This is a genomic window from Kitasatospora sp. NPDC004745 (genome assembly GCF_042873275.1).
Lineage (GTDB): Bacteria > Actinomycetota > Actinomycetes > Streptomycetales > Streptomycetaceae > Kitasatospora.
This window is the reverse complement of the sequence record NZ_JBIALK010000003.1, coordinates 1-18816: the sequence shown is the minus strand read 5'-3', so window position 1 is coordinate 18816 and position 18816 is coordinate 1. Positions and strand designations below refer to the sequence as shown.

Genomic DNA, 18816 nt, shown 5'->3' with positions numbered 1-18816 from the left:
CGTTCGGTCTCCGGCAGGGGGCGGGGGGCGTCAGGCACGGTCGCCGTCCAGGGCCATCCGGACCAGCTCCTGGACGTCCATGGACGCGATCCCGGCGCCCGGCGAGGTGTCGGCGTCGGTGGGGCCGCCGGCGCCCGGCGCGGAGCCGGTGCCGCCCGGCCCGGCCAGTGCCAGCAGCCGGTCCAGCAGTCCGGCCTCCCGCAGCCGGTCCAGCGGGATGCCGGCCAGCAGCCGGCGCAGCTCCGGATCCCGCCCGGCGGGCGCCGCGGGCGGCTGCTCCCCGGCCGGGACCAGCCGCTCCACCAGGTACGCCGCGACGGCGACCGGGCTCGGGTGGTCGAAGACCAGCGTCGCGGGCAGCCGCAGCCCGGTGACCGCCTTCAGCCGGTTGCGCAGCTCGACCGAGGTCAGCGAGTCGAAGCCGACCTCCTTGAAGGCGCGCTCCGGGTCGACGGCCTCCGGGCCGTCGTGGCCGAGCACCTCCGCCACCCGGGCCCGCACCAGCTCCACCACGGCCGCCTCGCGGTCCTGCGCGCCCAGCAGGGTGAGGCGCCGGCGCAGCGAGTCGGCCTCGGCGGCGTCCGCCGCGGCCGCCGCCCGGCGCGGAGCACCGCGCACCAGCCGCCGGAACAGCGCCGGCACCCCGTCCGGCCCGGAGCCGGCCCGCAGCCGGGCCAGGTCCATCCGCACCGGCAGCAGCAGGGCGTCCGCCGAGCCGAGGGCGGCGTCGAACAGCGCCAGGCCCTCCTCGGCGGAGATCGCCGCGACGCCGCCCCGGTCGAGCCGGCGCAGGTCGGTGGCGTCCAGCGTGCCGGTCAGGGCGCTGCGCTGCTCCCACAGGCCCCAGGCCAGCGACTGCCCGGCCAGACCGGCCGCCCGGCGCTGCTGGGCGAGCGCGTCGAGGAAGGCGTTGGCCGCCGCGTAGCCGCCCTGTCCGGCGCTGCCGAACGTCCCGGCCGCCGAGGAGAACAGCACGAAGGCGGCGAGGTCCAGATCGCGGGTCAGCTCGTGCAGGTGCAGCGCCGCGTCCACCTTGGGGCGCAGGACGGTGTCCAGCCGCTCGGGGGTGAGCGAGCCGATCACGCCGTCGTCCAGCACCCCGGCCGAGTGCACCACCGCCGTCAGCGGGTGCGCCGGCGGGACGGCGGCCAGCAGGGCCCGCACCGATTCGCGGTCGGCGACGTCGCAGGCCGCCACCGTCACCTCGGCGCCCAGCGCGCCCAGGTCGGCGGCGAGCGCGACGGCCGCCGGATCCCCGGAGCCGCGCCGGCCGGCCAGCAGCAGGTGCCGCACGCCGTGCGCGGTGACCAGGTGCCGGGCCACCAGGGAGCCCAGCACCCCGCCGGCACCGGTCACCAGCACCGTGCCGCCTTCCGCGGGCGTGAACGGCCGCGGCTCGGGGACCGGGGCCCGCACCAGCCGGGCGGCCAGGACGGCGCCGCCGCGGACGGCGAGCTGCGGTTCGCGCAGCGCGGCCAGGGACGGCGCCAGCGCGGCCAGGCCGTCCGGGTCGTCGGTGTCGACCAGCACGATCCGGTCCGGGTGCTCGGACTGCGCGGAGCGGACCAGGCCCCGCACGGCGGCCGCCGCCAGGTCGGCCACCCCCTCGGACGGGCCCGTCGCGACCGCCGAGGAGGTCGCGACGAGCAGCGTCGAGTCGGCCCGGTCCTCGTCCGCCAGCCAGGTCTGGAGCAGCTGCAGGGCTTCCGCCAGCGCGGCCCGCACCGCGGCCGGACCGGACTGCCCGGCCCGCTCGCAGCGGACCAGCACGGCCGTCGAGGCGTCCCGGGGGAGCTCCTCGCCCAGCACGATGCCCGCGCAGGGCCCGTCGGCCGCCACCGGGGAGACGGGCTGCCACTCCAGGCGGAACAGCGAGTCGCCCAGCCCGCTGCCGGCGGCGCGCAGCGCGTCCAGCTCGACCGGCCGGATCACCAGCGCGTCCACCGAGGCGACCGGGCGCCCCTGCGGATCGGCGGCCTCGACCGAGACCGATCCGGTGGCGTCGTAGCCCAGCCGCACCCGCAGCGAGGTCGCCCCGGAGGCGTGCAGCCGGACCCCGGTCCAGGAGAACGGCAGCCGGGCCTTCCCCGGCTCCTCCCGCTGCTCCGCACCGTCCCTGGGCACCAGCCACAGGCCGTGCAGGGCCGCGTCCAGCAGCGCCGGGTGCAGGCCGAACGCGGCCGCCTGGCCGTGCTGGTCCTGCGGCAGCCGCACCTCGGCGAAGACCTCGTCGCCGAGCCGCCAGGCCGCCGTCAGCCCCTGGAACGCGGGGCCGTAGCCGTAGCCGAAGGACTCGAAGCGCTCGTACAGCCCCTCGACCGGGACGGGCACCGCACCGGCCGGCGGCCACGGTCGGTCCGCCGACTCCGGTGCCGGAGCAGCCGGTTCGGGCGCCAGGACACCGGTGGCGTGCGGCGTCCACGGTCCGGTCGAGCCCTCCGGCCGGGAGTGGATGTCCAGGGCGCGGTGTCCGGTGGGGTCGGGGGCGCCTGTGCGGATCTGGAGGTGGACGGGGGTGGTGGGTGGGAGGAGGAGGGGGGTTTGGAGGGTGAGTTCGTGGAGGTGGGGGGTGTCGGTTTCGTCGGCGGTGCGGAGGGCGAGTTCGAGGAAGGCGGTGCCTGGGAGGAGGGTGGTGCCGTTGACGGTGTGGTCGGCGAGCCAGGGGTGGGTGTGGAGGGAGAGGCGGCCGGTGAGGAGGGTCTCGCCGGTGTCGGCGATCTCGACGGCCGCGCCCACCAGCGGGTGCCCCGTACTGCCGAGCCCCGCAGCGCTCACGTCGCCGCCGCCTCCGGGCTTCGGCTGGGCCCAGTACGTACGCCGCTGGAACGGGTACGTCGGCAGCTCCGCCCGGGCCCCCTCGCCGACGAACTCGCTCCAGTCGACGGGGAGTCCGTGGGTCCAGGCGTGGGCGAGGGAGGTGAGGTACCGGGTGCGGTGGCCTTCGTGGCGGCGGAGGGTGGGGATGGCGGTGGCGGTGTCGAGGGTTTCCTCGATGGTGATGGTGAGGACGGGGTGGGGGGTGGTTTCGATGTAGGTGGTGTGGCCGGCTTGGTGGAGTTTCTCCAGGGCTGGTGCGAGGAGGACGGGTTGGCGGAGGTTGGTGTACCAGTAGGCGGTGTCGGGCGGGGTGGTGAGCCAGGTGCCGGTGACGGTGGAGAGCATGGGGATGCGGGGGGTGGTGGCGTCGACGGTGAGGAGTTGGTTCAACTGCTGCTGGAGTTGGTCGACTTGGGGGGAGTGGGAGGCGTAGTCGACGTCGATGGGGCGGTGGCGGATGTCGTGGGTGGTGCAGTGGGTGTGGAGGGCGGCGAGGGCTTCGACGGTGCCGGAGACCACGGTGGTGTGGGGGGAGTTGAGGGCGGCGATGGTGAGGTCGGGTGCCCAGGGGGCGATGAGTTGTTCGGTGTCGGCCTGGGGGAGGTTGATGCTGGTCATGCCGCCCTGGCCTTCGAGGCTGCGCAGGGCTTGGCTGCGCAGGGCGGCGATGCGGGCGCCGTCTTCGAGGGTGAGGGCGCCGGCGACGACGGCTGCGGCGATTTCGCCTTGGGAGTGGCCGATGACGGCGTCGGGGTGGATGCCGTGGTGCTGCCAGAGTGCGGCGAGGGAGACCATGACGGCGAACAGGGCGGGTTGGATGACGTCGACCCGGTCCAATGGCGCCTGGCTGCGGAGGAGTTCGGTGAGCGACCAGCCGACGTGGGGGGTGAGGGCGGTCTCGCAGTCGGTGATGCGTTGGGCGAAGACGGGTTCGGTGTCGAGGAGTTCGGCGGCCATGCCGGCCCATTGGGAGCCCTGGCCGGGGAAGACGAACACCGTCCGGCCGTCCCCGGCGTCCCGGCCCTCCACCCGGTGGGCGGTGCCGCCGACCAGGGCGGCGCGGAGCTGCTCCGGTCCGCCGACCAGCACCGCGCGGTGGGCGAACGCCGTCCGCCCGGCCAGGGTGCGGGCCACCGCCAGCGGGTCGGCGTCCGCGCCGTCCAGGTGCTCGCGCAGCTGCTCGGCCCGGTCGGCCAGGGCCTGCGGGGTGCGGCCGGAGAGCAGCCACGCCACCGGGCCGGCCGGCGGGGTGTCCTGGTCGGGCGGTGCGGGGGCTTCGGTGGGCGGTGCCTCCTCCAGGATGACGTGGGCGTTGGTGCCGCTCATCCCGAACGAGGACACCCCGGCGCGTGCGGGCCGGTCCAGTTCGGGCCACGGGCGGGCGTCGGTGACCAGGGACAGTGCGCCCTGCGTCCAGTCGACCTTGCCGGACGGCCGGTCGACGTGCAGGGTCGCCGGGACGGTGCGGTGGCGCAGCGCCAGCACCGCCTTCATCACCCCGGCGACGCCGGCCGCGGCCTGGGTGTGCCCGATGTTCGACTTCAACGAGCCGACCAGCAGCGGGAGGTGCTCCGGCCGGTCCTGACCGTAGGTGGCGAGCAGGGCCTGGGCCTCGATCGGGTCGCCCAGGGTCGTCCCGGTGCCGTGCGCCTCGACCACGTCGACGTCGGCGGCGGTGAGCCCGGCGTCGGCCAGCGCGGCCCGGATGACCCGCTGCTGCGAGGGGCCGTTCGGGGCGGAGAGGCCGTTGCTGGCGCCGTCCTGGTTGACGGCGGAGCCGCGCAGCACGGCGAGCACCGGGTGCCCGTTGCGCCGGGCGTCGGAGAGCCGCTCGACGAGCAGGACGCCGGCGCCCTCCGACATGCCCATCCCGTCGGCGGCGTCCGCGAAGGCCTTGCAGCGGCCGTCCGCGGCGAGGCCCCGCTGCCGGGAGAACCCGACGATCGCTCCGGGCGTGGACATCACCGCGACGCCGCCGACCAGTGCCAGCGAGCAGTCCCCGGCGCGCAGCGCCCGGGCGGCCAGGTGGAGGGCCACCAGGGAGGCCGAGCAGGCGGTGTCGACGGTGATCGCCGGACCCTCCAGGCCGAGGGTGTAGGCGACCCGGCCGGAGACCACGCTGGCGGCGCTGCCGGTGAGCAGGTGGCCCTCGTTCTCGGCGGACTGCGCGACGGCCGCCGCGTAGTCCTGGTAGTTGACGCCGGTGAACACGCCGGTGCTGGTGCCGCGCAGGGCGACCGGGTCGAGGCCGGCCCGTTCGATCGCCTCCCAGGAGGTCTCCAGCAGCAGCCGCTGCTGCGGGTCCATGGCGATCGCCTCGCGCGGCGAGATGCCGAAGAACTCGGCGTCGAAGTCGCCCGCGTCGTGCAGGAAGCCGCCGTGCCGGGTGGTGGAGGTGCCGGGCCGGTCCGGGTCGGGGTCGAACAGGGTGTCGAGCGGCCAGCCGCGGTTGTCCGGGAACCCGGACACGGCGTCGCCGCGGTCGACCAGCAGCTGCCAGAGCTGCTCGGGGGTGCGGACGCCGCCGGGCAGCCGGCAGCCCATGGAGACGATGGCGACCGGTTCGTCGGGCTCGCCGGCCGTTCCGGCGCCCGCCCCGGCCGGGCCGGTGAGCTCGCCGAGCACGGCCGAGCGGATGTGCTCGGCGAGTACGCCCGCCGACGGGTAGTCGAAGACCAGGGTGGCCGGGAGCCGCAGGCCGCTCGCGGTGGTCAGCCGGTTGCGCAGCTCGACGGCGGTCAGCGAGTCGAAGCCCAGCTCCTGGAAGGCGCGCCCGGCCGGGACGGCGTCCGTGGAGCCGTGCCCGAGCACCTCGGCGGCGTGCGTGCGCACCAGGGCGAGCACGATCCGGCTCTGCTCGGCCTCCGGCAGGCCGGCCAGGCGGCCGCGCAGCACGGTGGCCGCGGGGGTCGCGGCGGGCGCGGCGCCGGGGGCGGTGAGCGCCCGGACCTCGGGGATGCCGCCGAGCAGCCGGCTGGGCCGCACCGAGGTGAACACCGCGGCGAACTGCGGCCAGTCCACCTCGGCCAGGGCGATCACCGTCTCGTCGTCGTCCAGCGCGTGCTGGAGCGCGAGCACGGCGGGCTCGGGGTCGATCAGCGGCAGGCCCTGGCGCTGCACCCGGTAGAAGTCGGAGTCGTCCACGGTGTCGCGCGCCGCCCACGGGTTGGCGGCCTTCCAGACGCCCCAGTCGACGGTGGTGGCGCCGAGGCCGCGGGAGCGGCGGTGCTCGGCGAGCGCGTCCAGGTAGGCGTTGCCGGCGGAGTAGGCGGCGTGGTTGCTGCTGCCCCACACGCCCGCGATCGAGGAGAACAGCACGAAGGCGTCCAGCTCGCGGTCGAGCAGGGCGTCGAGGTGGGCGGCGCCGGCGGCCTTCGCGGCGACGACCCGTTCGAAGGAGTCCATCGGGGTGCCGTCCAGCGGGGCCAGCTCGATGTAGGCGGCGGCGTGGAAGACCGCCGTGACGGGCTCGCCGCGCTCCTCCAGCCCGGACAGCAGTGCGGCCACCTCGTCGCGGTCCGCCAGGTCGCAGCGGGGCAGGCTCAGCCGGGTGCCCAGTTCGGCCAGTTCGGCGGTGAGTTCGGCCGCTCCGGGGACGTCGGCGCCGCGGCGGCCGGGCAGCACGAGGTGCTCGGCGCCGCCGCGGGCCAGCCAGCGGGCGATGTGCGGGCCGAGTGCACCCGTCCCGCCGGTCACCAGGACGGTGCCGCGCGGGCGCCAGGTGCGCTCGGGCACGGCCGGGCGGGGCGCCGGGACCAGCCGGCGGGCGTACAGCCCGGCCGGGCGGACCGCGAGCTGGTCCTCGCCGGTGGCCCCGGCCAGCACGGCGCGCAGCGCCGCCAGCGCCCGCCCGTCGAGCACCGGCGGCAGGTCGACCAGGCCGCCCCAGCGGGCGGAGTGCTCCAGCCCGGCGACCATGCCGGTGCCCCAGACGAGGGCCTGGTGCGGGGCGGTCAGCGGGTCGCCGAGGCCGACGGTGACGGCGCCGCCGGTGGCGCACCACAGCGGCGCCGCGACGTCCAGGTCGCCCAGGGCCTGGACCAGGGCCAGGGTGAGGGCGGCCCCGGTGGGCAGCGCGGGGTGCGCCGGGTGCGGGGCGTCGGCCAGGGCCAGCAGGGAGAGCACCCCGGCCGGGGGTTCGGCGACGGCCCCGGCCAGCAGCTCGGCCAGCACCGTGCGGTCCGCCGCCCGGTCGGGCAGCTCGACGACGCGGACGTCCGCGCCGCCCTCGGTCAGCGCCCGCACCGGGGCGAGGACCCGCTCGGACCCGGCGGAGCCGGCGGGTACGGCGACCAGCCAACGGCCGGTCGGGGCGGCGGACGCGGGCTGCGGCACCTGCTGCCACTGGACGCGGTAGCGCCAGGAGTCCAGCGCGTCGCTCTCCCGGCGCTGCCGTCGCCAGGCGCTGAGCGCGGGCAGCACCTCGCCGAGCGAGGCGGCGTCCACGGCGAGGCTGCGGGCGGTCGCGGCCAGGTCGGGTCCTTCGACGAGCTGCCAGAACGCGCTGTCGCCGCCGTCGTCCGCGCCCGGCCGGGCGCCGCCGCCGTCCAGCCAGTAGCGCTGCCGCTGGAAGGCGTAGGTGGGCAGGTCGGTCCGGTGCCGGCCGCGGCCGGCGAGCACCGCCGGCCAGTCCACCGGCACACCGCGCACCCAGAGTTCGCCGGCCGCGGTGAGCGCGCGGGCGAGGCCGCCCTCCTCGCGCCGCAGGGTGCCGGTGGCCAGCACGCCGGGCGCCCCGGCGGCCTCGGCGCCGTCCAGCACCGGCAGGGTCAGCACGGGGTGCGGGGAGACCTCCAGGAACACCTGGTAGTGCTCCTCGGCGAGTGCCCGTACGGCGGTGTCGAAGCGGACGGTCCGGCGCAGGTTGCGGTACCAGTAGCCGCCGTCCAGCTCCTCGCCGGTCACCCAGTGGCCGTCCACGGTGGAGAACAGCGGCAGCCGCCCGGCCACCGGGCGCAGGCCGCCCAGCAGTTCGGCCAGCTCCTCGCGGATCAGCTCGACCTGGGCCGAGTGCGAGGCGTAGTCCACCGGCACGGTGCGGGCCCGGACCTCCAGGCGGTCGCACTCCGCCAGCAGTTCGGTGAGCGCGGCCGTCTCGCCGGAGACCACCACCGCCGACGGCCCGTTGACGGCCGCCACCGACAGCCGCTCGCCCCAGGGCGCGATCAACTCCTCGACCAGGGCCAGCGGCCGGCCGACGGAGACCATGCCGCCCTGTCCTTCGATGCGGCGTAGGGCTTTGCTGCGCAGGGCGACGACGTGGGCGCCGTCTTCGAGGGTGAGGGCGCCGGCGACGACGGCGGCGGCGATCTCGCCTTGGGAGTGGCCGAGGACGGCGTCGGGGGTGATGCCCCAGGATTCCCAGAGGGTGGCGAGGGAGACCATGACGGCGAAGAGGGCGGGTTGGACGACGTCGACGCGGTCGAGGGGGTCGTGGGTGCGCAGGACGTCGGTGAGGGACCAGTCGACGTGCGGGGCGAGGGCGGCCTCGCAGTCGGCCATGGAGGCGGCGAACACCTCGCTGGAGTCGAGGAGTTCGACGGCCATGCCGGCCCACTGCGCCCCCTGCCCGGGGAACACGAACACCCGCCGCCCGCCGGCGTCGGCGACCCCGCGCAGGACGCCCGGGGACACCTCCCCGGCGGCGAGTGCGGCCAGGCCCGCCGTACGGTCGCCGCCGAGCAGCACCGCCCGCTCCTCGAACGCGCCGCGCCCGGCCAGCGTGCGGGCGACGTCGGCCTGCTCGGGCCCGGCCGTCCGCAGGTGCTCGGCGAGCCGCCCGGCCTGGGCGGCCAGTGCCTCGGCGGACTTCGCCGACAGCGGCCACGGCAGGCCGCCGTCCACCGGGGCCGGTGTGACCGGCTCGGCGCCCGGTGCGACCGGCTCGGCGGCCGGGGCCTGCTCCAGCACCGCGTGCACGTTGGTGCCGCTGAAGCCGAAGGAGGAGACGCCCACCCGGCGCGGCCGCCCGGTCGGCGGCCACTCCCGGGCCTCGGTCAGCAGCTCGACCGCGCCGGAGGCCCAGTCCACGTGCGGGGTGCGGTCCTCGGCGTGCAGGGTGCGCGGCAGCACGCCGTGCTGCAGCGCCAGCACCGACTTGATCACCCCGGCCACCCCGGACGCCGCCTGGGTGTGGCCGATGTTCGACTTGAGGGAGCCGAGCCAGAGCGGGCGGTCGGCGTCGCGGTCCTGTCCGTAGGTGGCGAGCAGGGCGTCGGCCTCGATCGGGTCGCCCAGGGTGGTGCCGGTGCCGTGCGCCTCGACCGCGTCCACCTCGGCCGCCGTCAGGCCCGCGTTGGCGAGCGCCTGCCGGATGACCTGCTGCTGCGCCTGCCCGTTCGGCGCGGACAGCCCGTTGCTGGCGCCGTCCTGGTTCACCGCGCTGCCGCGCAGCACCGCCAGCACCGGGTGCCCGTTGCGCCGGGCGTCCGACAGCCGCTCCAGCAGGACCACGCCCGCGCCCTCGGCCAGGCCCATCCCGTCGGCGGCCGCGCCGAAGGCCTTGCACCGGCCGTCGGCGGCCAGCCCGCGCTGGCGGGAGAACCCGACGAACACCCCGGGTGTGGCCATCACCGCGACGCCGCCGGCCAGCGCCAGCGAGCAGTCCCCGGAGCGCAGCCCCTGCGCCGCGAGGTGCAGCGCCACCAGCGAGGAGGAGCAGGCCGTGTCGACGGTGACGGCCGGGCCCTGCAGGCCCAGCGTGTAGGCGACCCGGCCGGAGACCACGCTGGCCGCCGCGCCCGCCACCAGGTGCCCCTCGGAGGCGTCCGGCGCGCCCCCGGCCGCGATCGAGCTGTAGTCCTGGTAGTTGACGCCGACGAAGACGCCCGTCCGGCTCTCGCGCAGCCCGGCCGGGTCCAGCCCGGCCCGCTCCAGGGCCTCCCAGGAGGTCTCCAGCAGCAGCCGCTGCTGCGGGTCCATCGCCACCGCCTCGCGCGGGCTGATCCCGAAGAACCCGGGGTCGAAGTCGCCCGCGCCGTACAGGAAGCCGCCCTCCTGCACGTACGAGCGGCCCGGCTGGTCCGGATCGGGGTGGTAGAGGCCCGCGAGGTCCCAGCCGCGGTCGGTGGGCATCGGCCCCACCACGTCGCCGCCGTCCAGCAGCAGCTGCCAGAGCTTGTCCGGGTCGTCGATCCCGCCGGGGAAGCGGCAGCTCATCGCGACGACCGCGATCGGCTCCGCCGGGTCGCCGGGCGCCTCGCGCAGCACGGATGCGGCCCGGTCCGCGGCGGTGCCGAGCAGGTCGACCCGCAGGGCCTCGCCCAGCGCGTCGGCGGAGGAGTGGTCGAAGACCACGGTGGTGCGCAGCCGCAGTCCGGTCGCCGCGTTGAGCCGGTTGCGCAGCTCCACGGCGATCAGCGAGTCGAAGCCCAGCTCGCGGAAGGGGCGGTCGGCCCGCACCTGCTCGGGCGAGTCGTGGCCGAGCACGTCGGCGGCGTGCCGGCGCACCAGCTCGACCAGGGTGCGCCGGGCCTCGGCCGCGGTGCGGCCGGCGAGGTCGCGCCGCAGCGCTGCGCCGGCCTCGTCGCCCTCCGGCGGCCCGGCCTCGGCGGCGGCCGCGGCGAGGGCCCGCACCTCGGGGATCTCGGAGATCAGCGGGCTGGGCCGGACGGAGGTGAAGACCGGGACGAACCGCTCCCAGTCCACGTCGGCGACCACCACGGTGCGCTCGTCGTCGTCCAGCACCCGCTGCAGGCCGGCGACGGCGAGCCGCGGGTCCATGAACGGGATGCCGCGCTCCAGGAGTTGTTGCTCCAGCTCGCTGGTGGCGAGCCCGCCGCCGGCCGCGCTCCAGATGCCCCAGACCACCGAGGTCGCGGCCAGGCCGCGGGAGCGGCGGTGCTCGGCGAGCGCGTCGAGGTAGGCGTTGGCGGCGGCGTAGGCGCCGTGGTCGGCGCTGCCCCACACACCGGAGACGGAGGAGAACAGCACGAAGGCGTCCAGGTCGGTGTCCCGGAACACCTCGTCCAGGTTGGCCGCGCCGAGCACCTTGGCCTCCAGGGTGCCCGCGAACTCGCCCGGCCCGGTGTCGCGGACCTTGCCGAGCTGGACGGCCGCGGCGGTGTGCAGCACCGAGCGGACCGGGTCGCCGGCGGCGGCCAGGCCGTCCACCAGCCCGCGCACCGCGCCCGGATCGGCGAGGTCGCAGGCGGCCAGCGTCACCCGGCACCCCAGGGCGGTCAGTTCGGCGGCCAACTCGGGCGCGCCGGGGGCCCGTTCACCGCGGCGGCTGACCAGCACCAGGTGCTCGGCGCCGCCGGCGGCGAGCCAGCGGGCCACATGGGTGCCGAGCCCGCCGGTGCCGCCGGTGACCAGCACGGTGCCGCGCGGCCGCCAGGGCCTGGGGTCGGCGGCCTTCGGCGCCCGGACCAGCCGGCGGGCGAAGAGGCCCTCCGGCCGGACGGCCAGCTGGTCCTCCGAACCGTCGCCGGCCAGCACCGCGGCCAGCCGGGTCAGCGCCCGCTCGTCGACCTCCGCCGGCAGGTCGACGAGACCGCCCCACAACGGCGGCTGTTCGAGCGCCACCACCCGGCCGAGCCCCCAGACGAGCGCCTGCACGGGCCGCTGCGGCCCGTCCGCGGCGGACACCGCGACGGCGCCGCGGGTGAGGCTCCACAGCGGGGCCGTGACGTCGAGCTCCAGCAGCGCCCGGACCAGTGCGGTGGTCAGCGCGGTGCCGGCCGGCAGGGCCGGGTGGGCGGGGTGCGGCCGCTCGTCCAGGCCCAGCAGCGAGACCACCCCGGCCAGCGGGGCCCGCCCGTCCAGGGCCGTGCGCAGCCGTGCGGCGAGGGCCGCCGGGTCGCCGTCGGCGTCGTCGGTGCCGTCCAGGGCCAGCGGGACCACCTCGGCGCCGTGCCCGGCGAGCAGGTCGGCGATCCGGCCGGCGATCCCGTCGGCCGGCCCGTCGCCCGTCGTCCCCTCCGCCGTGCCCGCCGTGCGCTCGGCCGTGCCCGCCGCGTCGAGCAGCAGCCAGGTGCCCTCCAGCACGCCGGCTTCGGGCTCGCCGAGCGGCTTCCAGCCGACCCGGTAGCGCCAGCCGTCCAGGACCGCCCGGTCCTGCCGGTGCCGGCGCCACCGCGCCAGCGGCGCCAGCACCTCCTGCCAGGAGTCCGGCGCGACGCCGAGGGTGGTCGCCACCGTCTCGGCGTCCTCCCGCTCCACGGCCGCCCAGAACGCCGCGTCCGCCGGGTCGGCGGTGCCCACGGCGGCGGCCGGCTCCAACCAGAACTGCCGGTTCTGGAAGGCGTACGTGGGCAGCTCCACCGCGACGGGCCGGTGCGCGGCGAAGGCCGGGGCCCAGTCCACCGGCAGCCCCCGCACCTGCGCCTCGGCGAGGGCCCGCAGCATCGCTCCGGGCCCGCCCTCGTCGCGGCGCAGCGTGCCGAGCACCACGGTGTCGGGGTGCCCGAGGTCCTCGGCGACGGCCTGCACCGGCACCGTCAGCACCGGATGCGGGCTGACCTCGACGAACACCGCGGGGCCGGACACCAGCAGCGACCGCACGGCCGCCTCGAAGTCCACCGTCTCGCGCATGTTGCGGAACCAGTAGGCGGCGTCCAGCTCCGCCGTGTCCAGCCGCCCGCCGGTCACGGCGGAGTGGAACGGCACGCTGGAGCTGCGCGGCCGCAGCCCGGCCAGCGAGGCCAGCAGGCCCTCGCGCAGCCCGTCCATGTGCGCGGAGTGCCCGGCCACGTCGGCGGCGACCGCGCGGGTCCGGATGCCGGCGGCCGTGCACTCGGCGACCAGCTCGGCGACGGCCGCCGGGTCACCGGAGACCACCACGGAGGCCGGGCCGTTCACGGCGGCCACCGACAGCCGCCCCCGCCAGCGGCGCAGCCGCTCCCGCGCCGCGTCCGCCGACAGCTGCACGGCCGTCATCGCCCCGGTGCCGGACAGCCGCGCCTGGGCGAGGCTGCGCAGCGCGACGATCCGCGCCGCGTCCGCCAGGTCGAGGCCGCCCGCCACGTACGCGGCCGCCACCTCACCCTGGGAGTGGCCCGTCACCGCGTCCGGGCGGACCCCGTGGGACTGCCACAGCTCGGCCAGCGACACCATCACCGCGAACAGCGCGGGCTGCACCACGTCGATCCGGTCCAGCGGTGCGGCGCCCGGCTCGTCCCGCAGCACCGCGGTCAACGACCAGTCCAGGTGGGGCTCCAGGGCCTCCGCGCAGGCCGCCACCGACCGGGCGAACACCGGGGCCGAGGCCATCAGGCCGCGGGCCATGCCCAGCCACTGCGAGCCCTGGCCGGGGAAGACGAACACCGTCCGGGCGTCCTCGCCGCCCGCCCGTCCGGTCGTCAGGTTCGGTGCGGGCACGCCCTCGGCGAGCGCGCTCAGGCCCTGCAGCAGCTCGGCGGGCTCGGAGCCGACCAGCACCGCCCGGTGCTCGAACACGGAGCGGGTGGTGGCCAGCGCGAAGCCGACGTCCGCCGGGCGCAGCTCGGGGCGGGCCGAGACCTGCGCGGCCAGCCGGGCGGCCTGCGACCGCAGCGCCTCAGGGCTCTGCCCGGACAGGGCCCACGGCACCGGCGTCCCGGTGGCGGCGGGCCCGCCCGTGGCGGGGGCGGTCGGCTCCGGCTCCGGGGCCTCCTCAAGGACCACGTGCGCGTTGGTGCCGCTCATCCCGAAGGAGGAGACGCCGGCCCGGCGCGGCCGGTCCGTCCGCGGCCAGGGCCGGGCCCTGGTGAGCAGCTCCACCGAGCCGGCCGACCAGTCCACGTGCGGGGTCGGCGCGTCCACGTGCAGGGTGCGCGGCAGCACGCCGTTGCGCAGCGCCAGCACCATCTTGATCACCCCGGCGACGCCGGCGGCGGCCTGGGTGTGGCCGATGTTCGACTTCAGCGAGCCGAGCCAGAGCGGCCGGTCGGCGTCGCGGTCCTGGCCGTAGGTGGCCAGCAGCGAGTCCGCCTCGATCGGGTCGCCCAGCCGGGTGCCGGTGCCGTGCGCCTCGACCGCGTCCACGTCCGCGGTGCTCAGCCCGGCGTCGGCCAGCGCCGCCTGGATGACCCGCTGCTGGGACGGCCCGTTGGGGGCGGTGAGCCCGTTGCTGGCGCCGTCCTGGTTGATCGCGCTGCCGCGCAGCACCGCCAGCACCGGGTGACCGTTGCGCCGCGCGTCCGACAGCCGCTCCACCAGCAGGACGCCGACGCCCTCGCCCCAGCCGGTGCCGTCCGCCGCGGCCGCGAAGGGCTTGCACCGGCCGTCCGCCGCCATGCCGCCCTGCCGGGCGATCTCCAGGAACGCGCCCGGCAACGCCATCACGTTCGCCCCGCCGACCAGCGCCAGCGAGCACTCCCCGGCGCGCAGCGCCTGGGCTGCCAGGTGCAGCGCGACCAGCGAGGCCGAGCAGGCGGTGTCCACGCTCAGCGACGGCCCCTCCAGCCCCATCGCGTAGGACACCCGGCCGGACAGCACGCTGATCGCGTTGCCCGTCATCAGGAAGCCGCGGACCGCCTCGGGGGCGGTGCGGCCGAGCGTGCCGTACCCCTGGTCGACCGCCGTGACGTACACCCCGGTCGCACTGCCGCGCAGCGAGACCGGGTCGATGCCGGCCCGCTCGACCGCCTCCCAGCAGGCGAGCAGCAGCAACCGCTGCTGCGGGTCCATCGCCAGCGCCTCACGGGGGCTGATCCCGAAGAACGCCGGGTCGAAGCCGCCCGCGTCGGACAGGAACGCGCCGCGGGCCGGGGCGCCGCTCGCGGACAGGTCGGACAGCTCCCAGCCGCGGTCCGCCGGCAGGCCCGTCATCGCGTCCCGGTCCGCGGCCAGCAGCTCCCACAGGTCCTCCGGGGTGCTGACACCGCCCGCGAAGCGGCAGCTCATCGAGACGACGGCGATCGGCTCGCGGCTGCGCGCCTCGGCGTCCCGCAGCCGCTGCTTCGTCTGCTGGAGGTCGATCGTCACGCGGTTGAGGTAGTCACGCAGCTTCTGCTCGCTCACGGGGTTCCTGCACCTTCGTTTCGGGAGGCGTCACGTTTCGGGTCGGCGTCGGGGACCGCGGGACGCCGGGGAGGGGCGGATCGGGGGCGGGTCGGAGGTGGGATCACCCGCCCGCGCCGGGGGGACTCACGGGCCGCCCAGCTCTCGGTCGATCAGTTCGAAGATCTCGTCGTCGGTCGCGGCGACGATCCTGGTCGCCGCCTCGCTCTGCTCGCCGTTGCGGGAGAGCACCTCGCGCAGCCGCCGGTCCACCTCCAGCCGGACCGGCTCGTCCGCCGGCAGCTCCGCCACCAGCGCCTCCAGCCGCTCCAGACCGGCCAGCACGGAGGCCGCGGCGTCCCCACCGCCGCCCGAGCGGTCCGGCCCGGCGGCGGCGCCCAGGTGACGGGCCAGCGCCTCCGGCGTCGGGTAGTCGAACACCATCGCGGCGGGCAGGCGCACGCCCGTCGCGGCCACCAGCCGGTTGCGCAGCTCCACCCCGGTCAGCGAGTCGAACCCGAGGTCCTTGAACGGCCGGGCGGGCCGCACCCGCTCCGGCGTGGCGTGCCCCAGGACCGCCGCGGCGTGCCCGCGCACCAGCTCCAGCAGCAGCCGGTGGGCCTCCGGCTCCGGCAGCGACGCCAGCCGCGACACCAGGGACTCGGCGCCCCCGGCGGGCAGACCGGCCGGGCCGCCCGCCGCATTGCGCAGTCGCGGCCGGCGCACCAGCCCGCGCAGCACCGCCGGGACGCGACCGTCCGCCCCGCCCCGCTCCAGCCGGGCGGCCAGCAGGTACGGGTCCGGGGCCGCGAGGGCGGCGTCGAACAGGGCCAGGCCCTGCGCCGTGGACAGCGCACCCGCCCCGCCTCGCGTCGCCGGGCCGGCTGCCGGGCCGCCGGCGGTGTCGGGCAGCAGGCCCGCGGTGAGCGCGCTGCGCTCCGCCCACAGCCCCCAGCCGATCGACACCCCCGGCAGGCCGGCCGCCCGCCGCCGGGCCGCCAGGGCGTCCAGCGCGGCGTTGGCGGCCGCGTAGTTGGCCTGCCCCGGCGTGCCCAGCAGCCCGGCTCCGGAGGAGAACAGCACGAAGGCCGCCAGGTCCAGACCCGCCGTCAGCTCGTCCAGCGCGATCGCCGCGTCCGCCTTCGGCCGCAGCACCCGGGCCAGCCGCTCCTCCGTCATCGACTCCGCGAGCCCGTCCGCCAGCACGCCGGCCGCGTGCACCACGGCCGTCAGCGGATGCTCCTTCTCCACCCCGGCCAGCAGCTCCGCCAGCTGCGCCCGGTCGCCCACGTCACAGGCCACCGCGGTGGCCCGCACGCCCAACCCGGCGAGCTCGGTCACTAGTGCGTCCGCGCCCTCGGCCGCCGGCCCCCGACGGCTCGCCAGCACCAGGTGCCGCACGCCGTGCCCGGTGGCCAGGTGCCGGGCCACCAGCGCGCCCAGGGTGCCGGTGCCACCGGTGACCAGCACGGTCCCGTCCCGGTCCAGCGGCGCGGGCAGCAGCAGGACGTTCTTGCCGACGTGCCGGGCGCCCGCCAGGAACCGGAACGCCTCGGTGGCCTCCCGCACGTCCCAGCAGGTCAGCGGCAGCTCGGTGAGCACCCCGCGCTCGAACAGGGCGACGATCTCGGTCAGCATCTCGCCGATCCGCTCCGGACCGGCCTCCATCAGGTCGAACGCCCGGTACGCGACCCCCGGGTGCTCGGCGGCGACCCGCGCGGCGTCCCGGATGTCCGTCTTGCCGAGCTCCAGGAAGCGGCCCGCCCCCGTCAGCAGCCGCAGCGAGACGTCCACGAACTCCCCGGCCAGGCAGTTCAGCACCAGGTCCACGCCCCGCCCGACGGTGGCCGCCAGGAAGCGGTCCGCGAACTCCAGGGTGCGCGAGGAGGCCACCCGGTCCCCGTCCAGCCCGGCGGCGCGCAGCGCGTCCCACTTGTGCGGGCTGGCCGTGCCGAACACCTCGGCCCCCGCGTGCCGGGCCAGCTGGACGGCGGCCATCCCGACCCCGCCCGCGGCGGCGTGCACCAGCACGGATTCACCGCGCCGCAGCCCGCCCAGGTCGAACAGCCCGTAGTAGGCGGTCAGGAACACCACCGGCACCGACGCGGCCCGCGCGAACGACCAGCCGTCCGGGATCCGCACCACCGTCCGGTGGTCCGCCACGGCCACCGGTCCGAACGCCGAGCCGAAGATCCCCATCACCCGGTCGCCCGGGCGCAGATCAGCCACGGCGGCGCCGACCTCCAGGACCACGCCCGCGCCCTCGCTGCCGAGACCCTGCTGGTCCGGCGTCAGCCCGAGAGTGACGGCCACGTCCCGGAAGTTCACCCCGGCCGCCCGCACCGCGATCCGCACCTCGCCCGCGCCGAGCGGCGCCGACGCGGCGGTGCCCGGCGCCGGCGTCAGGTCCTCCAGGGTGCCGGTGCCGGAGGTCTCCAGCCGCCAGCCCCCCTCCGCGGGAGGCGTCAGCAGGCCCGGGCGGGCGGCCGCCGCCAGACGCGGCACCAGCAGCTCCCCGCCGCGCAGCGCGAGCTGCGGCTCGGCCTCGACCGGGAGCGCGGCGGGCAGCGCCTCGTCGTCGGTGTCCAGCAGCACGAACCGGTCCGGGTGCTCGCTCTGCACACTGCGCAGCAGCCCCCAGACCGCCGCCTGCGCGAGGTCGACCGGGCCGGGCTCGCGCCCGGTGCGGACGGCGCCCCGGGTCCGGAGCACCAGCCGGGAGGCGGCGAAGCGCTCCTCGGCCAGCCAGCCCCGGACCAGGGCGAGCGCCCGGGCGACCGTCCGGTGCAGGCGGACGGCCTCGTCGCCGTCCTCGGACCGCTCGTCGCCGCCGTCCGTCCGCTCCTCGCCGGCAGGGCAGTCGGCGAGCACGAGGGAGGGCGCCGGGTCCTGCGGGCGCAGCGCGTCCAGGGCGGTCCAGGCGGTGCCCGGCGAGGCCTCCGCGGGGCGCCAGTCCAGCCGGAACAGGCTGTCCGCACCGGCCCGGTCGCCGGCGAGCGCGTCCGCGCGCACCGGACGCAGGGTCAGCGAGTCCACGGACAGCACCGGCCGGCCCGCCAGGTCGTAGGCCGAGAGCGACACGGCCTCCGGGCCGTCGGAGCCGACCCGCACCCGCAGGGAGGTGGCGCCCGACGCGTGCGCGGTCACCCCGTTCCAGCTGAACGGCAGCCGGGCCACCCCGTCCCGGTCCGCGAGCAGCGCGCACGCCTGCAGGGCCGCGTCCAGCAGCGCCGGGTGCACCGTGCAGCCCGCCGCGTCGGCCTGCTGGGCAGCAGGGAGGACGAGCTCCGCGAAGACCTCGTCCTCACCGAGCCGCCAGGCCGCCGTCAGCCCCCGGAACGCCGGACCGTAGCCGAAACCGGCCTCGGCGAAGCGCTCGTACAGGTCCTCCAGCTCGACGGGGACCGCCCCGGTGGGCGGCCAGCCGATCAGGTCGGGGCCGGGCTGCTGCGGCGCCTCGGGGGCCAGCACGCCGGTGGCGTGCAGGGTCCACTCCTGGCCGTCCTCCGCGCGGGAGGACACCGTGAGCGTGCGGTGTCCGGTGGGGTCGGGGGCGCCTGCGCGGATCTGGAGGCGGACGGGGGTGGTGGGTGGGAGGAGGAGGGGGGTTTGGAGGGTGAGTTCGTGGAGGTGGGGGGTGTCGGTTTCGTCGGCGGTGCGGAGGGCGAGTTCGAGGAAGGCGGTGCCTGGGAGGAGGGTGGTGCCGTTGACGGTGTGGTCGGCGAGCCAGGGGTGGGTGTGGAGGGAGAGGCGGCCGGTGAGGAGGGTCTCGCCGGTGTCGGCGATCTCGACGGCCGCGCCCACCAGCGGATGCCCCGTACTGCGCAGGCCGGACGAGGCGACGTCCCGGTTGCTGGTCGGTGCGTCCAGCCAGAACCGCTGCTCCTGGAAGGGGTAGGTGGGGAGGTCGGTGTGGTGTCCGGTGAGGTGCCAGTGGACGGGGAGTCCGTGGGTCCAGGCGTGGGCGAGGGAGGTGAGGTACCGGGTGTGGTGGCCTTCGTGGCGGCGGAGGGTGGGGATGGCGGTGGCGGTGTCGAGGGTTTCCTCGATGGTGATGGTGAGGACGGGGTGGGGGGT

2 protein-coding genes are annotated in these 18816 nt (G+C 77.2%); both read right to left on the bottom strand.

What is annotated here, in order from left to right:
- Positions 1-30: 30 nt before the first annotated feature.
- On the bottom strand, positions 31-14760 hold the full coding sequence (locus ACFYUY_RS07075; RefSeq protein WP_387898713.1) for a type I polyketide synthase: 14730 nt from the start codon (positions 14758-14760) through the stop codon (positions 31-33).
- Positions 14761-14886: 126 nt separating this feature from the next.
- A partial coding sequence (locus tag ACFYUY_RS07070) for an SDR family NAD(P)-dependent oxidoreductase (protein WP_387898710.1) occupies positions 14887-18816 on the bottom strand: 3930 nt, incomplete at its 5' end.